The following is a 20237-nucleotide window of genomic DNA, read 5'->3' on the forward strand; positions in this document are numbered from 1 at the left end:
GTATATCGCTATGGGCTAATGCTTGGCCTAAAGTCTCTATATGACAAATATTTAGGCTGATATAGGATGGATAAATAACAACGCGATAAGGATTCACTTTGTCAGACCCGCTTCTCTCACTCGTTGCAGTAGGACTGCTGTCAATAACATGCCAATACTTAGCTTATAAGGTACGGCTTCCTGCAATTTTGCCACTCTTAATAGTCGGTATTGTTGTCGGCCCGGTATTCGGTGTGCTTAATGCGGACGACTTATTCGGCGATTTATTGTTTCCCGTCGTTTCTCTTTCTGTTGCCATTATCCTGTTCGAAGGCTCACTGACACTAAAATTTGGCGATATTGCGGGCCATGGCAATATGGTGAGGAATCTGTGCTCTATAGGTGTATTAGTCACCTGGGTGGTTGCGGCCACAGCCGCACACTATAGCCTAGACCTTTCATGGCAGTTGTCCTTTTTGTTCGGTGCAATTGTTACTGTAACTGGACCTACCGTGATTGTTCCCATGCTAAGGACTGTGCGACCTAAAACCAATCTAGCCAATATCTTACGTTGGGAAGGTATTGTTATCGATCCCATTGGGGCCTTGTTAGCGGTACTGGTATTCGAATTCATCGTAGCATCACAAGAAACAGCTATCACACATACGCTCATTGCCTTCGGAAAAACCGTTGGTATAGGGTCGGTATTGGGGCTTGCCTCAGGCTATTTATTGGGCCTATCTATTCGTAAAGAATGGATCCCCCACTATCTGCTTAACACCGCTGTGTTAACCGTTATTTTAGGTGTATTTGCAGCCTCAAACTACGTAGCGCATGAATCGGGCCTTCTAGCGGTGACCATCTCTGGCATGGTGTTGGCCAATATGAAAGATGTTGATGTAGAAGACATCCTCGAATTTAAAGAAACCCTAAGCGTTTTACTTATTTCAGGCTTATTTATACTGCTTGCCACGCGACTGAACTTACAGTCTGTCATCGATGTAGGCTGGGGCTCTATTGTCGTGCTAGCAGCTATTATGTTTATAGCCCGCCCCCTGTCGGTATTAGCATCGTCCATTGGTACTGGACTTAAGCTTAATGAGTTAGCGTTGCTAAGTTGGATTGCCCCACGCGGTATCGTTGCTGCAGCAGTCTCAGCCTTATTCTCTCTTAAGCTTGAAGAAATCGGCTATGAAGGAGCGGGCATTATCGTTCCTATCGTCTTTATGGTGATTATCGCGACGGTTGTAGTGCAAAGTCTTACCTCTCGCAGTGTTGCATCTCTTCTTAAGGTTAGAGCGCCGGCTCCTACTGGCTACCTTATTTTTGGAGGTAGCAAATTCAATCGCGCCCTTGCGTGTGAGATGTTGAATCAAAAATTAGACGTGACTATTGCAGATACTAACTGGGATGCCATTAGAGAGGCGCGCATGATGGATATTCCGGTGTATTTCGGAAACCCTATGTCCGATCATGCTGCTCGACATCTCGATTTAAACACCTTTGGCACTGTATTGATAATGTCGCCCTACAAACAATTGAACCCGCTTATTGCTTATCACTTTGAGTACACTATGGGTAAAGACAAAGTGTGGGCGCTGACCAACAATGAACAGTCTACGAGACCTAGTCACCAAGTTAGCGAGCAGTATGCTAAAAAGCTTACGTTATTTGATGAGGGTGTTACCTATGGCTATTTAGCGTCAGCCATTGCCCGTGAATCTGCGGTTAAAACGACCCGGCTTTCAGAAGAGTTTACCTTTGAGCAGTATACGAAGCAGTATGGTGAACGGGCTACGCCGCTTATTGCTATTAACGCCGAAGGTAAAAGCTACACCTTTATTAACGGCAACAGCATTCAGCCTAAAGCTGGCTGGCGTATTATCAGCTTGATTGAGCCAGAGCTTGAACAAAAAATAGAAGAGTAAAAGTAAGAAAACCTCCTGCCTCTCGGCAGGAGGTCTCTCCCTGGAGAACACGTAACACAGTGCCCTTTTTTAAGGTGCATATTTATTTGGATTTTACTGCCGCTACGCTGTCGTAGGCTTTATAGCAAAGAGTAGACCAAATTAATAAAAACCATAATTTACATAACCTTACATTAATTTACGCGCTCTAGCTTTACTGCCACTTCTTAGAAAACCCCATTTAGGTGCATAAGGCGCACCATTTAGGGGTTCGTTTTTCAATCAAAACAATTAGTTAACGTATTTTCGTATGCACTGAACTGTAGCTTCAAGAGCACCACTATTTTCTTCTAGTACTTTACGGCCTGATTGGCCTGCTTTTTCTCGCTCATTCGGGTTGTGGAGCCATCTATCAAGAACTGTTGATATTGTTTCTCCGCTTTCCACTTTTACCAAGGCGCCACACTCTTCCAAGTAACTGCAGATAACCGGATTATTATAAGTGTGTGGGCCCATTATTATCGGAATAGAAAAGCTTGCAGGCTCTAGGGCATTGTGACCCCCTCTATCAGCTATGGAGCCACCAACAAAGGCAAAAGAAGCCACCGCATAGGCATCATTTAATTTTCCCATCTCATCGAGTAACACAACATTGGTATCTTCTGGTACAGATTGCACTTGAGAACTTCGAACAAAGGGTAGCGACCTAGCTTCAATAAGCTTAGCTACCGTATCGAAACGCTCAGGGTGACGCGGAACAATAATTACTTTGAAGGAAGGGCTTTGTTGCCACAACTCTTTTGCTGCTTGAAGTACCGCTTCTTCTTCAAGGTCATGGGTACTCCCCGCTACAAGTATGGGGTAATCTGCTCGATTCAAACCTAAAAAAGGATGCTCCGGCGCGGTAGCTGAAGCTACTTGGTCGAACTTAATGTTGTTAGTAAGCGTAAGCTTTTTATCGGGCACCCCAAGCCATGCGTAATTTTTGTAGTCGCGCTGCCCTTGGGCACAAATATGGTAAAGCTTAGCGAGCATAGGGTTAAACAACTTACCAATCTTTTTATAACGTCTGGCAGACCTATCGGTCATACGAGCGTTAACGACCATTACAGGTATAGCTCGTTTCCAGCATGCGTGGATAAGGTTAGGCCATAACTCTACCTCAGTAATTAGCACAGCTTTGGGCTGAATTCTTTTAAGCATTCCTGCCATAGCCATATGCAGATCGTAAGGTAAGTAAAAGTGATGCACGCTGTCACCGAAGATTGCGCGTACCCGCGCAGAGCCCGTAGGCGTAGTGGTGGTCACCGTAATTTGGCAATCGGGCTCGTCCGCCATGATGCGCTTAATTAAACAAGAAGCCGCAACCACCTCTCCCACTGAAACGCAGTGAAATAAGTATCCGTCTTTTTTAGGTGCATGTGCGACGAACCCAAAGCGTTCAAACCTTCTCCGGTTATAGTCTTTATTTCTGGTGGTACCTCTTAGCATTAACTGTAAAAAGGCGAAGGGAATAATGAACACTAATACAAGCGAATATCCCCATCGGCATATATCTTCGATAAGTGTGGGTTTGTAGCCGTTACGCTCGGCAGCAAACATAAATTGTCCTTAATGGTAAACATAAACGCATACATAACCGTTAATACAATGTGCGTCATTAAAGTGTCGTCAAACTGTGATGATATTGCTAGCTAGTTAGCTTCACGTGAATTTTGAAAGCCTATTCTAATGCCTAAAGACGTACAACAAATTCTTTTTATCAGGCTTAGCGCAATTGGCGATATTGTAATGGCTTCTGGCCTACCGTCTAGCATAAAGCAAAGTTATTCCCAATACGGTAAGCCTGTTGAATTAACTTGGCTAGTAGAAGCTCCCTATGTCGCACTAGTTAGCAGTCAGCCCTATGTAGACCACGTTATTGCATGGCCTAAAAACGAATGGCGAGCGCTATTAAAGGCTAAAAAGTACTGGGCGCTTTTTAAAACTATAAAAGCGTTCAGAAAACAGCTCAGAGAAAAGAACTTCAAAGTGGCAATTGAAGCGCAAGGTCTGTTGAAAAGTGCCTTTTTCGCTTACATCAGTGGTGCTTCAGAGCGCATAGGTTTCAAAAGCAAGGAAAATAGCCAAAGATTACTCACTCTCGCGCTAGATAAGCCAACATCACAACAAATTAGCAGCGAATATCGACATCTCGCTAAAACACTATATTCACTTTGCAGCGCTGAAAACAATGATAGCTCAGACTATGAAATGTGCATCAGATCAAGTCGCGCTGCTATGCAGTCAGCGATATCGAAAACTAGTCACTTAGGCTTAACACAACCCTTTATAGCCATAGCGCCTTTTACCACTCGCCCTCAAAAGCATTGGCCTTCTGAACACTGGCAAAGTTTAATTCACAAAGTACGCAAACACTCTAATTTACCTATAGCCATTTTAGGAGGCCCTGGAGATGCTGCAAAAGCTGAAGCCTTAACCTTCGAATGCTACGGGGTAATTTCGCTGGCAGGAAAAATTAGCTTAGAGGAGTCGGTAAGCGTGCTATCACTTTGCCATTCATTTGTTGGCGTAGATACGGGTCTTACCCATTTAGCTACAAGCTATAACAAACCAACAATTGCCATTTTTGGTTCAACGAGACCCTACACTATAACCGACAATGCAGATACCCATGTTCTGTTTAAAGACATGCCTTGCGCCCCATGTAAACGAAAACCCACGTGCAATGGCCGCTTTGACTGCATGAAGCTCGTTACACCTGAACAAGTGTTTAATCAACTTAAGCCATATATAAGTCACTAGTATGAGCAACCAGCATTCTTTCGACATTAACGTTTTGCATATCGAATTGGGAAGGCATTTATACGGTGGTGCGAAGCAAGTAACTTATCTTATCGATGCGCTAGATAAAGACAGTGGGTTTACCCAACAGCTTGTTTGTGCTGCTAACAGCGAAATCAGTCATTACAGTTTTGACCGCTGTAAAACTTTCTCTATTGACTACAAAGGCGATACCGACCTAATGGGCTTTAAGCGTTTACTTGACGCTATAAAGCGTATTAGGCCCGACATAATTCACGTACATAGTCGACGTGGCGCTGATGTATGGGGCGCATTAGCAGCAAAATTCACTGGAATACCGGCAGTATGTACCCGACGTGTAGATAATACTGAAAGTAAATTGGCCCGCTTTAAATATCGAGAGTACGAAGCGGTAATAAGCATATCGGAAGGTGTGCGCAAGGTTGTCTCAAAGCATTGCGAAAAAGTAAAATACCAAGGAGTTATTCACTCTGCCGTCGACCAGGAAGAATACGGACAGCCTTCTGACCAGCAGTGGCTGAAGAGTAAGTTTACTATTCCACAGCACCACTTCGTTATCGCTAATTTTGCACAATATATTCCCCGCAAAGGGCAAGCCGATTTAATATTCGCTATGCGCGAGCTAACCACGCAATTCAATAACCTTACTTGCCTTCTCTTTGGTAAGGGCTCTCAAGAAGAACACTATAAGTCGTTAATCGACAAGTACAACCTGCACAGTAGCGTAAAGCTGTGTGGGTTTACTAACGACGTCGCTAGCATATTGCCTAATATAGACGCGCTGATTCATCCCGCTTACGCTGAAGGCCTTGGCGTTATACTTCTACAAGCAGGTATAAGCAAACGTGCTGTTGTATCAACCCCCGTTGGCGGAATTCCGGAAATTATAAAACACAAGGAAACGGGTTTGATGGTAAGCCCTGGAGATGTTAACGGTTTAGTGCAAGCAGTAAGCTTACTGATAGCGGAACCCGAGCAAAAAATAGCGTTAGGCAAAGCACTTCACCAGCATGTGAAGACACACTTCAGCATAGAGAATATGGCAAGAGAGTATGCCGCGCTTTACCACCAGATTGTGAAAGCGTGAGTAAAACAAAGCGCGAACGCTTTTTTGGACAGGTCATAGAAAACAAAAAAGCCGCTCGAAAGCGGCTTTTTTAAGACTTTGAAAAAAGTTAGCGATTAAACGCCAGCTTTTTCAACAACGTCAACTAGCATCCAAGATTTGTTCTTAGATAGCGGGCGACATTCACGTACTGTTACTACGTCACCTTGGTTGCACACGTTGTTTTCGTCGTGGGCGTGAAGCTTAGTAGAGCGCTTGATGAACTTCCCGTAGATTGGGTGCTTAACAAAACGTTCAACTACAACAGTGATGGTTTTATCCATCTTGTTGCTAACCACACGACCTTGTACTGTACGAATTTTTTGCTCAGTCATTACGCATCAGCCTTTTGAGTCAGAATGGTTTTAACACGCGCGATGTTACGACGTACTTTTCTCAACTGATCAGTTTTTTCAAGCTGACCTGTTGTGTGCTGCATGCGTAGGTTGAACTGTTCGCGTAGCAGGTTAATCAACTCTGCGTTCAGCTCTTCTACGCTTTTGTCTTTCAGTTCAGTCGCTTTCATTACATCACCGTCCGAGTTACAAAGGTTGTTTTAAATGGCAGTTTAGCCGCTGCCAATTCAAACGCTTCGCGTGCAAGATTTTCAGGAACACCTTCCATCTCGTAAAGAACACGACCAGGCTGAATTTGGCATACCCAGTACTCAACGTTACCTTTACCTTTACCTTGACGCACTTCAAGAGGCTTCTCAGTAATTGGCTTGTCAGGGAAAACTCGAATCCAAATTTTACCTTGACGCTTAACGTGACGAGTCATAGCACGACGCGCTGCTTCGATTTGGCGCGCAGTCATTCGACCACGGCCAACTGCTTTAAGGCCGTAAGTACCAAAGGCAACAGTGCTACCCGCTGCGAAGCCGCGGTTGCGGCCTTTGTGCATCTTACGGAACTTCATGCGTTTTGGTTGTAACATGATTAGCCCTCTCGCTTAGCGTTGCGGCCTTTCTTCTTAGGTTGAGCAGCTGGTGCTTGCTCTTGAGTTGTAGGTAGACCACCTAGAACTTCACCTTTGAAGATCCATACTTTAACGCCGATGATACCGTAAGTAGTTGACGCTTCAGAGGTTGCGTAATCGATGTCCGCACGGAAAGTGTGCAGAGGAACGCGACCTTCACGGTACCATTCAGAACGTGCAATCTCTGCACCGCCCAAACGGCCGCTAACTTCAACTTTAATACCTTTCGCGCCTAGACGCATTGCGTTTTGTACTGCGCGCTTCATAGCACGACGGAACATAACACGACGCTCTAGCTGGCTAGAAATGCTGTCAGCTACTAGCTGACCATCTAGCTCTGGCTTACGTACTTCAGCGATGTTGATCTGAGCTGGCACACCGGCTAGCTTAGATACGTAGTTACGCAGCTTTTCTACGTCTTCACCTTTCTTACCGATTACTACGCCTGGACGAGCAGTGTGAATAGTCACACGGATGCTCTTAGCAGGACGCTCGATCACGATTTTAGAAAGTGAAGCGTTCTTAAGTTGCTTAGTCAGATACTGACGTACCTGATGATCGTTATACAGGTTGTCTGCATAGTCTGCAGTATTAGCGTACCAGGTAGAAGTCCATGGTTTGCTGATACCCAGGCGTATACCTGTAGGATGTACCTTCTGTCCCATTATCTACTCCTAGTTATCCGCTACAACCACAGTGATGTGACTGCTGCGCTTAAAGATACGATCAGCACGGCCTTTAGCACGTGGCTTGATGCGTTTCATAGTTGGACCTTCGTCAACGAAAACTTTAGACACGCGTAATTCGTCGATGTCTGCGCCTTCGTTGTGCTCTGCGTTAGCAATCGCAGATTCCAAAACTTTCTTTACTAGCGCTGCGCTTTTCTTCGGGCTGTACGCAAGAACTTCTAAAGCTTTCTCTACGTGTAAGCCGCGAATTTGATCCGCAACCAAGCGTGCCTTTTGAGCCGACGTGCGGGCAAAACGGTGTTTAGCTAATGCTTCCATCTTCCTACCCCTTAACGTTTAGCTTTCTTATCCGCGACATGGCCGCGGTAAGTACGCGTTGGCGCAAATTCGCCCAACTTGTGGCCGACCATTTCGTCACTAATAATGACAGGTACATGTTGGCGACCGTTATGGACCGCAATGGTCAACCCAATCATATCTGGGATGATCATAGAACGACGAGACCAAGTTTTGATTGGTTTACGTTCGTTCTTTTCCACTGCAGCCTCTACCTTCTTCAGCAAGTGAAGGTCAATAAAAGGACCTTTCTTGAGAGAACGTGGCATGGTGAATCCTCGCTATTACTTGTTTCGACGACGTACGATAAGCTTATCAGTACGCTTGTTGCTTCGGGTTTTCTTACCTTTGGTAGGAACACCCCAAGGAGTTACTGGGTGACGACCGCCTGATGTACGACCTTCACCACCACCGTGTGGGTGATCAACCGGGTTCATGGCAACACCACGAACGGTAGGACGAATACCACGCCAGCGTGTAGCACCAGCTTTACCTAGTGAACGAAGCATGTGTTCTGCATTACCAACTTCACCAATGGTGGCGCGGCAATCAGAAAGAACTTTACGCATTTCGCCAGAGCGTAGACGTAGGGTAACGTAGTTTCCGTCACGTGCTAGGATCTGAGCGTAAGCACCAGCAGAACGTGCGATTTGTGCACCCTTGCCAGGCTTCATTTCAATTGCGTGTACAACAGTACCTACAGGGATGTTACGCATAGGTAGCGTGTTACCAGACTTGATCGGAGCGCCCGAACCAGACTGGATTGCATCACCTGCTTTCATACCCTTTGGAGCCAGAATGTAACGACGTTCACCGTCTGCGTACAATACTAGAGCAATGTTTGCAGAACGGTTTGGATCGTATTCTAAACGCTCAACTTTGGCTGGAATGCCGTCTTTGTTGCGTTTAAAGTCGATTACACGGTAGTGTTGCTTATGACCACCACCAATGTGACGAGTGGTAATACGACCATTGTTGTTACGACCGCCAGATTTGCTGTTCTTTTCAAGCAAAGGTGCGTACGGTGCACCTTTGTGCAGGTCAGGATTTACGACCTGAACAACGTGACGACGACCGGCAGAAGTTGGCTTAGCTTTCAATAATGGCATTTCTAATCCCCTTCTTACTCAGCACCACCGACAAAGTCGATGTCCTGACCTTCTTTAAGAACCACGTAGGCCTTTTTCCAGTCGCTGCGCTTACCGAAAGACATGCCGTGACGCTTGGTTTTACCCTTAACGTTCACAGTACGAACACCTTCAACTTCAACTTCAAACAGTTTTTCAACTGCAGCTTTGATTTCAGCTTTGTTCGCGTCTTTAGCTACTTTAAATACAACTGTGTTGTTCGCTTCAGCAGCCATTGTAGACTTTTCTGAAACGTGAGGTGCTACTAGCACCTTCAGTAGACGTTCTTCTTTCATGCTAACGCCTCCTCAAGTTGTTTAACCGCATCAGCAGTAATTAGCACTTTTTCAAATGCAATCAAGCTCACTGGGTCGATGCCTGCTACATCACGTACGTCAACTTTGTACAAGTTGCGCGCCGCTAGGAACAAGTTCTCATCAACTTCTGGAGTAACGATTAGAACATCATTTAGTTCATATTCGTTAAGTGCAGAAATAAGAGCTTTAGTCTTAGGTGCGTCAACACCGAACTTCTCTACAACAACCAAACGGTCTTGACGGATTAGTTCAGACAGGATGCTCTTAAGTGCACCGCGATACATTTTCTTGTTAACTTTTTGGTCAAAGTCACGAGGCTTTGCTGCGAAAGCACGGCCACCGCCAACCCAAATTGGGCTACGGATTGTACCAGCACGTGCACGGCCAGTACCTTTTTGACGCCATGGCTTCTTACCGCCACCACGAACTTCAGCGCGAGTTTTCTGCGCTTTTGTACCCTGACGAGCGCCTGCACCGTAAGCTACAACTACCTGGTGTACCAGGGCTTCGTTGAATTCACGTCCAAAGGTCGCTTCGGATACTTCAAGAGCGCTTTGCGCGTCTTTCAATGTTAATTCCATCAGTTCACTCCCCAGACGTTACGCTTTAACAGCTGGCTTTACGATTACATCGTTGCCAGTTGCGCCAGGTACGGCACCTTTAACTAGGATAAGGCCGTTCTCTACGTCAACACGTACTACTTCCAAAGACTGAGTAGTCACTTGCTTGTTACCAAGCTGACCAGCCATTTTCTTGCCTTTGAATACTTTACCTGGTGATTGGTTTTGACCAATTGAACCAGGTGCGCGGTGTGACAAAGAGTTACCGTGTGTCATACGCTGTGAACTGAAGTTCCAGCGTTTGATAGCACCTTGGAAACCTTTACCTTTTGATGTACCAGTTACATCAATCTTTTTAGTGTCGTTAAAGATTTCAACAGTGATTTCACTGCCTACTTCAATATCGGCACCTTCGTTTTCTTCTAGGCGGAATTCTACTAGAGTGCGTCCAGCTTCAACACCAGCTTTAGCAAAGTGACCTGCTTCAGCTTTGTTGATGCGGTTAGCTTTCTTAGTTCCAGCAGTAACCTGAAGAGCGCGATAACCGTCAGTTTCCTCAGTACGAAGCTGAGTAACGCGGTTTGGGGTCGCTTCAATAACAGTCACAGGGATAGACGTACCATCTTCAGTGAAGATGCGAGTCATACCCACTTTACGACCGACTAGACCAATCGCCATTGTTATAACCCTCTCTTATTAGCCCAGGCTGATTTGAACATCAACGCCAGCAGCCAAGTCCAAACGCATCAACGCGTCAACTGTTTTATCAGTTGGCTCGATGATGTCTACCAAACGCTTGTGAGTACGGATTTCATATTGATCACGCGCGTCTTTGTTAACGTGCGGAGAAATCAGAACTGTATAGCGTTCTTTGCGAGTAGGTAGAGGAATAGGACCACTTACCTGAGCACCAGTGCGTTTCGCAGTTTCAACGATTTCAGCCGTAGACTGATCGATCAACTTGTGATCAAACGCTTTCAAACGAATGCGAATTCTTTGATTTGGCATCGATTAAGCTCCAATCGAAAGAACAAAAAAATTCACCTTTTCTCTTCCATTAATTCCGGAAAGAAAAGATGTGCGTAAACCGATGGTTCCCTATCGGAACCCTGTTCTTTTTTCTAGCACGCCAGCAACAGGCTAATCAGTAATGATGAATCCGTTACTTCGGCAACCACCCTAAAAGCAGTGAGGTTGCGGCTAAAAACTTCATACCCTAATTGGGCAGTGGGCGCGAATTATACAGAAAGCAGAGGGCAATGCAAGAGGCAGTTTGCTTTTTATACACATATTTTTACGCTATAACAGTGTATGTAACTGTCTATAAGTAGTATTGTTGGTTTTATGGTAACAGGATATCTTGATACCCTAGCGTAAAACATGCTTATAGCGTCAAAAGCGTAAAGGAATAGGCGCCAACATTATTAGTAGCGAGAATATGGAAGTAGTAAATAACCAGCAAACATTTGCACAAATAAAGCGCATCTTAAATAACCACTCTACGTTGTTAGATGCCTACAGCCTATTAGAACCTATGATACTTGGCTTGTTTGACGCCACACGCATGAGTATTTTTCAACGCCGTCGTCAACACCAAGACCTAGTCGCCAGATTTAAAACAGGTAAAGAAACCCTAGAGATAAAAGTACCGATTAGCCCCATGTCTATTGCTGGCTACGTTGCGCTTTCACAAAAGCCTGTTGTCATTGATGACCCGTACAACCCTACCCTACTTCAAAGCATTCACCCACGTCTTCGCTTTGCCGATAAATTCGATAAAGACAATGACTTTAGAACTCAAAACATTCTTTGCGTACCAATAATGAACGCTGGGGTGTTAATGGGTGTAATTCAGATCATTAATAAGGAAAGCGGCGGGTTCACCGAAGAGGACCTCAAGCGTGGGAATGCATTAGCGTTAATTCTTGGTGATAAATTCAGATTCGAGTTAGGCGGCACCAATAACCCGTTTGACCTATTAGTTCACAAAAGCTTGCTAGAAGAGGCCACCCTCGCCGATATACAAGCGACAACTCCAGATATACGAGCCTTAGTTCAACGGTTGATATCTGAACATCGCATATCAGAAGATGAAATTGGTAACTCTCTTTCAATCCACTATCAAGTGCCGTTCATTTCTTACCTGCCGGAAAAATATCACAGGTTCGAAAACGAAAGTCGTCTAAACGTTTCTTACCTCAAGCGAAACTATGTTGCAGTTATCGCCGATGCACACGATAAACCCATTGTGCTAATGGCTGAGCCAAACAATGCCGCGCTCTTAATGGAAATTGAAAGCGCTATGGGCATAGATAGCTACGAAATCGCGGTAAGTTTACCTAACCTTATTCTTCAATATTTAGGGGAGAATAGCGGTGGCGGCGGCCCTGGTGAAATGAGCGACATCCTTGATGAAATTGGCTCATCTACCGATGACAATGAAGACCAGATTGATGAGCTTTCAGACGATGCTCCGGCTGTTGTTCGTTTGGTAAGTCGTATCCTTCACGACGCTAAACGTTTAAATGCCTCAGATATTCATATAGACCCAGAAAAGAATGCGCCTACTCGGGTGCGCATGCGCGTGGATGGCGTATGTCGCGATATGAACCAGGTACCTCACTCGCATCATAACGCGGTGATTGCGCGTATTAAGATAATGTCGAATCTTAATATTGCAGAGAAGCGCGTGCCTCAGGATGGCAAGCTCGCATTCAGAATGAACGGTAAACTCGTAGAAGTGCGTGTGGCTACTATTCCCACCGTCGCCGGTGAAGGTGTAGTAATGCGTATTTTGGCATCAGGCGGTGCGATGCCTATCGACAAGATGAACCTCGCCCCCACCAACCGTACAAGGTTGGAAGAAATGATTAAAAAGCCTCACGGTATTTTACTGGTTGTAGGCCCTACAGGTTCCGGTAAAACCACTACGCTTCACGCTATATTGGGATATTTGAATACGCCTGAAAAGAAAATTTGGACGGCTGAAGACCCGGTAGAAATTACTCAACCTGGTCTGCAACAGGTTCAGGTAAGCCCTAAAATTGGCTTTAACTTTGCCGCAGCGCTTCGGGCATTCTTACGTGCAGACCCGGACATCATTCTTATTGGTGAGATGCGTGATAAGGAAACCGCTCATGCGGGTATTGAAGCGTCATTAACTGGTCACTTAGTACTTTCAACGCTGCATACTAACTCAGCACCAGAGACCATCACCCGTCTACTTGACTTAGGTCTTGATCCGGTCAACTTCTCAGACGCATGTGTAGGGATATTGGCCCAGCGTCTTATAAGAACCTTGTGTGGGAACTGTAAAGAGAAGTATGTAGCAGGCGAGAAAGACATGGCGTTTATTGAGCGCCAATATGGCAAAGAGCACCTGTCAGAACTGAACATTCAGGCCCCACTTGAACTCTACAGAGCCAAAGGCTGTGAAGAATGTGGAAACACAGGTTATAAAGGCAGAACAGGTGTGCACGAATTATTGGGGATGACGCCAGAGCTTCGCTCAATGGTATATAAAGAAGCCAGCGTAGCCGACATGAAGTCTCAGGCTGCTGCTGATGGCATGCGTACCCTCGTTCAAGACGCAATATTCAAAGTGCTTAAAGGCGACACCGACCTTGCACAAGTTCAAATTATCGGTGGTGATTAATCTTAAACTTACATTTTCAATAACGTTAAAAGAAGGGAAGCAATGAAACTAAAACAAGCTGTTGTTTTGATGATATCAATTAGCGCGTTTTCGACAACACTTCAAGCCAGGGATAGAACCATTGAAGATATGTGGAAAGATGATTATTTAGCGATAGTAAAGGATGGTGTTAGAGCCTTAAAAGATAAGGATTTCGACACTGCATTGGCTAAGCTAACGGAATCAGCTCATACAGGAAATAAGGAAGCTCAGTATTATTTAGCGCAGATGTACCTTTATGGTTGGGGAATGGAACCTGACTATCAAAAAGGTTGGGTGTGGCTCAACGTCGCGCTTGAACAGAAGCGACGCAAATGGGAACAAACTTACAGAGAGATCGACAGTGCGCTTCCCGAAGACTTCAAATTAGGTATGAAGCCAAAAGTCGATGAATACATTAGCTTATATGGCGCTGATGCCAAGGATCTTAAGTGCTTTCGCTACAAAGAAATTGGGTCGAACATAAAAGAGATTATTTGCGAAAAGCGCTACTACTAACTCGCAAATAAAAGGCAAGGGATGTGTCCCTTGCCTTCAACGTCTAGCATGCTTATTTCTTCAAGTATTCTCTGATCACGTAATGCAGAATTCCGCCGTTTTCAAAGTAGGTAAACTCATTTGATGTATCAATTCTGATATCCATCATAAACGTTGTTGTTTCTCCTTCATCCGACACGGCTTTTACTTCAACCTCGGTCTGCCCGCGTTCGACGGCTTCAATAGAAAAAGACTCATTGCCCTTAAGCTCTAAAGAACTCGCACTGTCACCAGACTTAAATTGAAGCGGCAGAATACCCATTCCTATTAGGTTAGAGCGGTGAATACGCTCATAGCTTTCCGCTAGCACAGCCTTCACGCCCATAAGAGACGGCCCTTTAGCTGCCCAGTCTCGACTTGAGCCAGTGCCATACTCCCTACCACCAATGACAACTGCTGGTACACCGTCATCTTTATAACGCATAGCAGCGTGGAAGATAGACATGCTGTCGCCACTTGGATAATGGGTTGTCGCACTGCCTCGTGTACCCGGCGCCAGTTGGTTTTGAAGACGAACGTTCGCAAACGTCCCTCTCATCATCACCTCATGGTTACCGCGACGAGAGCCATAAGAGTTGAAGTCTTTTGGCTCAACACCTTGTGCCTGCAGGTACTCTCCCGCTGGGCTATCATTTGCGATGGCTCCCGCTGGTGAAATATGGTCTGTCGTGATTGAGTCACCAACTTTCACTAGGCATCGCGCATTTTCGATTGCTGTTAAGGCTTCCGGCTCTTTACCCATTACTTCAAAGAAAGGTGGATGCTTGATATAAGTCGACTCTGGCCAGTCATAGACAGATGTTTTACTCACTTCTAGCTCATTCCATTCGCCGGCGCCTTTAAACACATCTGCATACTTTTCTTTAAACAAATCACCAGTAACGTTTTCAGCAATATATTGCTGAATTTCGTCTTCAGTAGGCCAGATGTCTCTAAGGTAAACAGGTGAACCGTCACTCGCTTGGCCTAGTGGCTCTGTAGTGATATCTACATTCATGTTCCCAGCTAATGCATACGCGACTACTAAAGGTGGTGATGCAAGATAGTTTGCCGCTACATCAGGGTGAATGCGACCTTCAAAGTTACGATTACCGGATAGCACCGAAGTAACAGTAAGTTTCGCCTTTCTAATAGCATCAGTAATGGCATCAGGTAGTGGACCAGAGTTACCGATACAGGTTGTGCAACCGTAGCCAACCAAATTGAAGCCTAGTGCTTCAAGCGGGTCCATAAGACCAGCATCTTCTAAATACTGAGTAACAACCTGCGAACCAGGTGCTAATGAAGTTTTTACCCACGGCTTACGGGTTAGACCCTTTTCCGCTGCTTTCTTGGCAAGCAAGCCTGCGCCTACGAGCACTGATGGATTCGACGTGTTAGTACAGCTTGTGATAGCAGCAATTACAATAGCGCCATCTTCAAGGTTAAACTTACTTCCTCTGAACTCCACGAATGAGTCGTGGTCTTCGTCGACCTCGTCTGTTGTGCCTAACCCCGCTTCTGCGATGAGATCGGTTTCTTCATCTAGTACTTTCACATCAATTTGCGAACGATGCCATTCATTAAATGCTTCTGCTGCCTTATCTAGGGCAATGCGATCTTGTGGGCGTTTCGGTCCAGCTAGTGAAGGAACAACGTCGTCCAAGTTTAGTTCAAGGGTCTCATGATACTGCGCATCTTTTGAATGGTCGTCGTGCCATAAGTGACTAAATTTAGCGTACTGTTCGACAAGGGCTATTTGATCTTCGTCTCGGCCGGTGAGCCGCAGGTAATCTAGCGCAACATCGTCTATTGGAAAGATACCGCACGTTGCGCCATATTCTGGTGCCATGTTTGCAATTGTTGCGCGATCTGCCGTAGTAAGATGCTTAAGACCCGGTCCATAGAATTCTACAAATTTTCCAACTACGCCATGTTCACGTAATTGCTGTGTAATAGTTAGCACCATGTCGGTGGCAGTGACGCCAGCAGGTAACTTACCTGAAAGTCTGAAGCCAACAACCTTGGGTAGCAGCATGGTAACTGGCTGTCCAAGCATTGCCGCTTCTGCTTCAATACCGCCCACGCCCCAGCCAAGTACGCCAAGACCATTAATCATTGTGGTGTGAGAATCGGTACCCACAAGGGTATCTGGATAAACCAAGGTCTCACCATCTTGCTCTTTGGTAAAAGCACAACGAGCCAGATACTCTAAATTAACCTGATGCACGATACCGCGACCAGGGGGAACCACCTTGAAATTGTCAAAGCTAGACTGCCCCCACTTTAGAAATTGATAACGTTCTTTATTGCGCTCAATCTCTATATCGGTATTCTTTTCTAATGCATTCTCTTCAGCGAAATGATCAACCATCACAGAGTGGTCAATGACCAGTTCTACAGGGTTTAGGGGGTTAATTGCTTGTGCATCGCCTCCCAAGCGATTGACTGCATCTCGCATTGCAGCTAAATCGACGATGGCAGGAACGCCGGTAAAGTCTTGAAGAATAACCCGCGCAGGAACAAATGATACTTCGTGATCAGCGTGGTTGTCAGTGTCCCACTTAGCCACTTGCTCAATATCACTACTAGTTACAAACTCTTCATCTTCATGTCGGATTAGGTTCTCGAGAAGAATTTTAATACAAAAAGGTAGCCGGTCGAGCGCATACTGATTACCTATACTGTCAAAATTGACCGCCTTGAAGTTTTTGCCGTTTACTTCAAGCTGCGAAAAAGACTTATATGTCATACGCTCTCATCCTTCTTTGCCTGTTTGTGAATATTGTGTACGTTTCAAGTTTACCAACGCAAGAAACGAACGACGTGTTTAATCCGTCGCGTTATTTTCAAGTTTGTACGGCATAAACATGAAAAAAAGTTCACCTATTATTAGTTATTCGTATCGCCGCTTTTCGTTTCGACATGTGCCTCTAAAGGGGTGGGCGGAAAAAGTGTTTCCTATCAGCGAAAAGCACCCAGTTAGAATAGTTAGCCTTTATGGACAAATAGAAGCTTTTGGCCTGTGGCGACAAGGAGGAAGTTATTACGAATGAAATGTCATATACCTCGTTCATTTACAAATATATAACATCCCTATTTTCTTATAATCTTGCAAGCGGTATGCTTATCACCACGCTAAACGCCTAATGCCTTGATACATGCTCAGAAAGTCATTGAAAAACGAGCACCGGTAAAAAAGCAATAACAACAATACGAAGTTATCATGACCCATCCGCTTATTAAGAAATACAACCTAGAACCTCATCCCGAGGGAGGTTTTTATCGTCAGGTTTTTCGTTCAGAAAATAAGACTACATCCTATGTCCATGGTGCCAGTCGTCCAGCACTCACCCATATCTATTTTCTTTTACTTAAGGGCCAAGTCAGTCGCTTTCATCGCGTTTTACACGATGAAGTATGGAATCACTATGAAGGTGCTCCTTTACAGCTATTCCAAATTCAAAAACAGCAGTTATGGGAACGCCGTATAGGTGGTGGCAACAACGATTATGTTGAAGTCGTTGAGGCGGGCAATTTTCAAGGAGCTGCAACTATGGGTGACTACTCACTTGTCGGTTGTACAGTCGCGCCAGGGTTTGATTTTGAAGATTTTAGCTTTATTGAAGAACCATCAATGAAAGAGTGGATAAAAGTTGCCCATCCAGACCTGACACGGTTTATTTAATAAATCTCTTAACTGAACGGCAAAGACACGTCTTACCTGCGATTTTATAACCGCTTAAACTGGATTTTTAAGCGCCAATCAAGGATGATAACAGCAGTTTTTAAATATACGTCTGAACGTCCAACTTCTGGAATTATCTCAGACTATTTCACTTTAACGCCGCAGGTAACCCAACTATGTATAAATTGGTACTTATTCGTCATGGAGAAAGTCAGTGGAACTTGGAAAATCGTTTCACGGGCTGGCACGACGTTGACTTGACCGACACTGGTGTAGCACAAGCAAAGACAGCAGGTCAGCTTCTTAAAGATGCTGGATTTACATTTGATCAGGCATATACGTCTGTACTCCTTCGCGCAATCAAAACGCTTAATATTGCCCTTGAAGAAATGGGTCAACACTACCTTCCAGTTGAGCGCCACTGGCGCCTGAACGAGCGTCACTACGGTGCTCTGACCGGTCTAGACAAAGCGGAAACTGCTGCTAAGCACGGCGAAGAGCAAGTGAAAATCTGGCGTCGTAGCTTCGATATTCCACCTCCGGCAGTTGAAGACGACAGTGAACACTTCCCTGGTCACGACGCTCGTTATAACAATGTAGATGCTGATATTTTGCCACGTGGTGAAAGCCTGAAACTTACTATCGAACGTGTATTACCTTACTGGCACGACGTTATTCGCCCAGACATCCAAGCTGGTAAGCGCGTAATTATAGCGGCCCATGGCAACAGCCTTCGCGCGCTTGTTAAGTATTTAGATGGTATGTCAGACGAAGAAGTATTAGGTCTTAACATCCCTACAGGTGTGCCACTAGTATACGAACTAGATGAAAACCTTAAGCCAATCTCTAAGGAGTATCTTGGCGATGCTGATGCAATTAAAGCAATGATGGATGCAGTTGCTAAACAAGGCCAAGCGAAATAAGCGTAAACCTTTTAAATACTAAAAAGCCTGCTTAAGCAGGCTTTTTTATGGGTATCTGATTATGACTAGTTTAGTTTGGCACTTTCACTAGCCAGTTATGGGTATCTTCGGCTTTACCCCATTGGATATCATTTAACGCCTGTCTAAGTTTCATAGTGACCGGGCCAGCTTCGCCGCTTCCAACCTGATACTCTTTGTCGTTATGAATAAAAGTACCCACTGGTGTAAGCACAGCCGCTGTACCAGACAGCGCCGCTTCTGTATTTGGTTTCGCAGCGCGTTCTAATAGCTCCTCAACTGTAATATCACGCTCACTTACTTTCATGCCGTGATCTTTAGCGATTTGAAGAACGGTTGCGCGGGTTACGCCATGTAAGAAGCTAGAGTCCAAGCCTTTTGTAATGATCTCGTCACCGTCAATTAGTAAGAAGTTTGCTGCACCGGTTTCTTGAACGTCACCATTGGGACAAAACAGGATTTGATCAGCCTGAACTTCTGCGCGGGCTTTCAGAATAGGTGGTAATGCACTGGCATAATTACCGCCACTTTTTACCATTCCCATATGCGGCGCACAGCGCATCCCTGTTTCGTCTAGTAACAAGCGAAGCGGCTTTGCTCCGCCCGCAAAGTAATCACCCACTGGAGACAATAATACGTATAGCATCGAATCTGCAGATGGTGCTGCTGCTTTGCCAATAGACGCTTCTGTACCAATGTGAGTAGGACGAATGTACATAGAACCAGGAGGCTCTGGAACTTCAGAAGCATACTTTGCAACAATATCGATAATCATCTTTTCAACTTGCGCTTTATCTATTTCAGGCAAATTTAAAAGGCGGCTACTTTTAGCAAAGCGCTCAATGTTCTTATCCATTCTGAATATATTGATGCTGCCATCTTCATGCTTAAATGCTTTTAAACCTTCAAAGCATGTACTTGAGTAGTGAAGCACGTGTGCACCAGGGTGAAGTGAAATACTGTCTGCACTGACAAATTCGGTGTCAGTCCACTTATCGTTGACAAAGGTAGCAAGCGCCATTTGTGGCATAAATACTGTACCGAATACGGCCATTAGTTCGTCCTATTTACTTCGACTAAAATGATATTCGCAAGAGTTTACCAAAAAACCTGAACATTGCTAAAAGTAAGTCGATTCTATTAAGGCTTTTATCGAATAAGAATGTCTATAAATACTGACAACACAAAAATAATGGGGTCAGAGTACATTACTTTTTTAAACGAAAGTGAGAGCCAAAAAGAACTCTGACCCCTTTACTCCTGAGTGAAAAGACTAAAGGTCTGTATCGGAGTTTGTGCGCCTTAAACTATTCGATAAATGAAACTTTCACAGTGACTAGAAGTAGGTAAAAAGAGCAGTCGCAGAAAAACACATTTTAATAATGGGGTCAGAGTACATTTCTCTGATTTAACGGCACTGGGGGTAAGGGAGTGACTATGTTTTAATGCTTAAAGTAATAAAGTACTCTGACCCCAATTTGAGGTTTTGATGGGGGGAGTGGCGATTAATGTACTCTGACCCCATTTTTTCTTTCTTCCAAACGCAAAAAACCCGCCGTAAGGCGGGTTTCTTC

At 44.9% G+C, this 20237-nt stretch carries 21 protein-coding genes; 7 read left to right on the forward strand and 14 right to left on the reverse strand.

What is annotated here, in order from left to right; translation table 11 throughout:
• Nucleotides 1-98 precede the first annotated feature (98 nt).
• Nucleotides 99-1907, forward strand: coding sequence for a cation:proton antiporter (locus ACXACS_RS19760; RefSeq protein ID WP_474809148.1), 1809 nt, complete (start codon nt 99-101; stop codon nt 1905-1907).
• A gap of 270 nt (nt 1908-2177) precedes the next feature.
• Here ACXACS_RS19760 and ACXACS_RS19765 read toward each other — a convergent pair whose 3' ends face one another.
• A complete protein-coding gene (locus ACXACS_RS19765; RefSeq protein WP_474809150.1) occupies nt 2178-3488 on the reverse strand; it encodes a 3-deoxy-D-manno-octulosonic acid transferase in 1311 nt (436 codons plus the stop codon).
• 129 nt (nt 3489-3617) lie between these two features.
• On the opposite strand from ACXACS_RS19765, the gene ACXACS_RS19770 reads away from it, so the two are divergent.
• The gene (locus ACXACS_RS19770) at nt 3618-4691 is read left to right on the forward strand and encodes a glycosyltransferase family 9 protein (RefSeq protein WP_474809152.1); all 1074 of its coding nucleotides are present in this window, start codon (nt 3618-3620) and stop codon (nt 4689-4691) included.
• Nucleotide 4692: 1 nt separating this feature from the next.
• Complete coding sequence (locus tag ACXACS_RS19775; protein WP_474809154.1) at nt 4693-5799, forward strand: glycosyltransferase family 4 protein; 1107 nt, start codon at nt 4693-4695, stop codon at nt 5797-5799.
• A 95-nt stretch (nt 5800-5894) separates the two neighbouring features.
• Here the strand turns inward: ACXACS_RS19775 and rpsQ are convergent, their stop codons facing one another.
• The 11 genes from rpsQ to rpsJ are packed head-to-tail and all read right to left on the reverse strand — an operon-like array spanning nt 5895 to nt 10832.
• Nucleotides 5895-6152, reverse strand: coding sequence for a 30S ribosomal protein S17 (rpsQ, locus tag ACXACS_RS19780; RefSeq protein ID WP_012516966.1), 258 nt, complete (start codon nt 6150-6152; stop codon nt 5895-5897).
• On the reverse strand, nt 6152-6343 hold the full coding sequence (gene rpmC, locus ACXACS_RS19785; protein ID WP_012516965.1) for a 50S ribosomal protein L29: 192 nt from the start codon (nt 6341-6343) through the stop codon (nt 6152-6154). Before rpmC ends, rpsQ begins: the two co-directional genes overlap by 1 nt.
• On the reverse strand, nt 6343-6753 hold the full coding sequence (gene rplP, locus ACXACS_RS19790) for a 50S ribosomal protein L16 (protein WP_012516964.1): 411 nt from the start codon (nt 6751-6753) through the stop codon (nt 6343-6345). Before rplP ends, rpmC begins: the two co-directional genes overlap by 1 nt.
• A gap of 2 nt (nt 6754-6755) precedes the next feature.
• Entirely contained in the window at nt 6756-7460 is a 705-nt protein-coding gene (rpsC, locus tag ACXACS_RS19795) for a 30S ribosomal protein S3 (RefSeq protein WP_014947978.1), read from the reverse strand.
• A 9-nt stretch (nt 7461-7469) separates the two neighbouring features.
• The gene (rplV, locus tag ACXACS_RS19800; RefSeq protein ID WP_474809158.1) at nt 7470-7802 is read right to left on the reverse strand and encodes a 50S ribosomal protein L22; all 333 of its coding nucleotides are present in this window, start codon (nt 7800-7802) and stop codon (nt 7470-7472) included.
• A gap of 11 nt (nt 7803-7813) precedes the next feature.
• Nucleotides 7814-8089, reverse strand: a complete 276-nt coding sequence (gene rpsS / locus ACXACS_RS19805; protein WP_012516961.1) for a 30S ribosomal protein S19 — start codon at nt 8087-8089, stop codon at nt 7814-7816.
• Nucleotides 8090-8104: 15 nt separating this feature from the next.
• The gene (rplB, locus tag ACXACS_RS19810) at nt 8105-8929 is read right to left on the reverse strand and encodes a 50S ribosomal protein L2 (protein WP_012516960.1); all 825 of its coding nucleotides are present in this window, start codon (nt 8927-8929) and stop codon (nt 8105-8107) included.
• A gap of 14 nt (nt 8930-8943) precedes the next feature.
• The gene (gene rplW / locus ACXACS_RS19815) at nt 8944-9243 is read right to left on the reverse strand and encodes a 50S ribosomal protein L23 (RefSeq protein WP_012516959.1); all 300 of its coding nucleotides are present in this window, start codon (nt 9241-9243) and stop codon (nt 8944-8946) included.
• Nucleotides 9240-9845 carry a 50S ribosomal protein L4 gene (gene rplD / locus ACXACS_RS19820; RefSeq protein WP_118490523.1) on the reverse strand — a complete coding sequence of 202 codons (606 nt, stop codon included), beginning with the start codon at nt 9843-9845 and terminating at the stop codon, nt 9240-9242. Before rplD ends, rplW begins: the two co-directional genes overlap by 4 nt.
• 18 nt (nt 9846-9863) lie before the next feature.
• Nucleotides 9864-10502 (reverse strand): 50S ribosomal protein L3, encoded by a 639-nt coding sequence (gene rplC / locus ACXACS_RS19825; protein ID WP_014947975.1) that lies wholly within the window; start codon nt 10500-10502, stop codon nt 9864-9866.
• Between the two features lie 18 nt (nt 10503-10520).
• Entirely contained in the window at nt 10521-10832 is a 312-nt protein-coding gene (gene rpsJ, locus ACXACS_RS19830) for a 30S ribosomal protein S10 (protein ID WP_010179497.1), read from the reverse strand.
• A 430-nt stretch (nt 10833-11262) separates the two neighbouring features.
• Between rpsJ and ACXACS_RS19835 the strand changes: the two genes are divergently transcribed.
• Both ACXACS_RS19835 and ACXACS_RS19840 read left to right on the forward strand, forming a co-directional pair.
• A complete protein-coding gene (locus ACXACS_RS19835; protein WP_474809162.1) occupies nt 11263-13479 on the forward strand; it encodes a GspE/PulE family protein in 2217 nt (738 codons plus the stop codon).
• A gap of 42 nt (nt 13480-13521) precedes the next feature.
• Nucleotides 13522-14016 (forward strand): SEL1-like repeat protein, encoded by a 495-nt coding sequence (locus ACXACS_RS19840; RefSeq protein ID WP_423078750.1) that lies wholly within the window; start codon nt 13522-13524, stop codon nt 14014-14016.
• Nucleotides 14017-14068: 52 nt separating this feature from the next.
• On the opposite strand, the gene acnA is transcribed toward ACXACS_RS19840, so the two are convergent.
• On the reverse strand, nt 14069-16786 hold the full coding sequence (acnA, locus tag ACXACS_RS19845) for an aconitate hydratase AcnA (RefSeq protein WP_474809164.1): 2718 nt from the start codon (nt 16784-16786) through the stop codon (nt 14069-14071).
• Between the two features lie 474 nt (nt 16787-17260).
• On the opposite strand from acnA, the gene ACXACS_RS19850 reads away from it, so the two are divergent.
• Nucleotides 17261-17722, forward strand: a complete 462-nt coding sequence (locus ACXACS_RS19850; protein ID WP_179982112.1) for a cupin domain-containing protein — start codon at nt 17261-17263, stop codon at nt 17720-17722.
• A 176-nt stretch (nt 17723-17898) separates the two neighbouring features.
• Nucleotides 17899-18645 carry a 2,3-diphosphoglycerate-dependent phosphoglycerate mutase gene (gpmA, locus tag ACXACS_RS19855; RefSeq protein ID WP_474809166.1) on the forward strand — a complete coding sequence of 249 codons (747 nt, stop codon included), beginning with the start codon at nt 17899-17901 and terminating at the stop codon, nt 18643-18645.
• Between the two features lie 70 nt (nt 18646-18715).
• Here gpmA and ACXACS_RS19860 read toward each other — a convergent pair whose 3' ends face one another.
• Nucleotides 18716-19717, reverse strand: a complete 1002-nt coding sequence (locus tag ACXACS_RS19860; RefSeq protein WP_474809168.1) for a branched-chain amino acid aminotransferase — start codon at nt 19715-19717, stop codon at nt 18716-18718.
• Nucleotides 19718-20237 lie beyond the last annotated feature (520 nt).

Source organism: Alteromonas sp. AWM4_230, from assembly GCF_056158305.1.

What these genes read in the sequence shown, in the direction of transcription:
- rplC (WP_014947975.1), bottom strand. Translation starts at nt 10,502, where the DNA reads ATGGCGATTGGTCTAGTCGGTCGTAAAGTGGGTATGACTCGCATCTTC.
- gpmA (WP_474809166.1), top strand. Translation starts at nt 17,899, where the DNA reads ATGTATAAATTGGTACTTATTCGTCATGGAGAAAGTCAGTGGAACTTG.
- rpsJ (WP_010179497.1), bottom strand. Translation starts at nt 10,832, where the DNA reads ATGCCAAATCAAAGAATTCGCATTCGTTTGAAAGCGTTTGATCACAAG.
- acnA (WP_474809164.1), bottom strand. Translation starts at nt 16,786, where the DNA reads ATGACATATAAGTCTTTTTCGCAGCTTGAAGTAAACGGCAAAAACTTC.
- rplV (WP_474809158.1), bottom strand. Translation starts at nt 7,802, where the DNA reads ATGGAAGCATTAGCTAAACACCGTTTTGCCCGCACGTCGGCTCAAAAG.
- rplP (WP_012516964.1), bottom strand. Translation starts at nt 6,753, where the DNA reads ATGTTACAACCAAAACGCATGAAGTTCCGTAAGATGCACAAAGGCCGC.
- ACXACS_RS19840 (WP_423078750.1), top strand. Translation starts at nt 13,522, where the DNA reads ATGAAACTAAAACAAGCTGTTGTTTTGATGATATCAATTAGCGCGTTT.
- rplB (WP_012516960.1), bottom strand. Translation starts at nt 8,929, where the DNA reads ATGCCATTATTGAAAGCTAAGCCAACTTCTGCCGGTCGTCGTCACGTT.
- rpsQ (WP_012516966.1), bottom strand. Translation starts at nt 6,152, where the DNA reads ATGACTGAGCAAAAAATTCGTACAGTACAAGGTCGTGTGGTTAGCAAC.
- rplW (WP_012516959.1), bottom strand. Translation starts at nt 9,243, where the DNA reads ATGAAAGAAGAACGTCTACTGAAGGTGCTAGTAGCACCTCACGTTTCA.
- rpsS (WP_012516961.1), bottom strand. Translation starts at nt 8,089, where the DNA reads ATGCCACGTTCTCTCAAGAAAGGTCCTTTTATTGACCTTCACTTGCTG.
- ACXACS_RS19850 (WP_179982112.1), top strand. Translation starts at nt 17,261, where the DNA reads ATGACCCATCCGCTTATTAAGAAATACAACCTAGAACCTCATCCCGAG.
- ACXACS_RS19835 (WP_474809162.1), top strand. Translation starts at nt 11,263, where the DNA reads ATGGAAGTAGTAAATAACCAGCAAACATTTGCACAAATAAAGCGCATC.
- ACXACS_RS19860 (WP_474809168.1), bottom strand. Translation starts at nt 19,717, where the DNA reads ATGGCCGTATTCGGTACAGTATTTATGCCACAAATGGCGCTTGCTACC.
- rplD (WP_118490523.1), bottom strand. Translation starts at nt 9,845, where the DNA reads ATGGAATTAACATTGAAAGACGCGCAAAGCGCTCTTGAAGTATCCGAA.
- ACXACS_RS19765 (WP_474809150.1), bottom strand. Translation starts at nt 3,488, where the DNA reads ATGTTTGCTGCCGAGCGTAACGGCTACAAACCCACACTTATCGAAGAT.
- ACXACS_RS19775 (WP_474809154.1), top strand. Translation starts at nt 4,693, where the DNA reads ATGAGCAACCAGCATTCTTTCGACATTAACGTTTTGCATATCGAATTG.
- rpsC (WP_014947978.1), bottom strand. Translation starts at nt 7,460, where the DNA reads ATGGGACAGAAGGTACATCCTACAGGTATACGCCTGGGTATCAGCAAA.
- ACXACS_RS19770 (WP_474809152.1), top strand. Translation starts at nt 3,618, where the DNA reads ATGCCTAAAGACGTACAACAAATTCTTTTTATCAGGCTTAGCGCAATT.
- rpmC (WP_012516965.1), bottom strand. Translation starts at nt 6,343, where the DNA reads ATGAAAGCGACTGAACTGAAAGACAAAAGCGTAGAAGAGCTGAACGCA.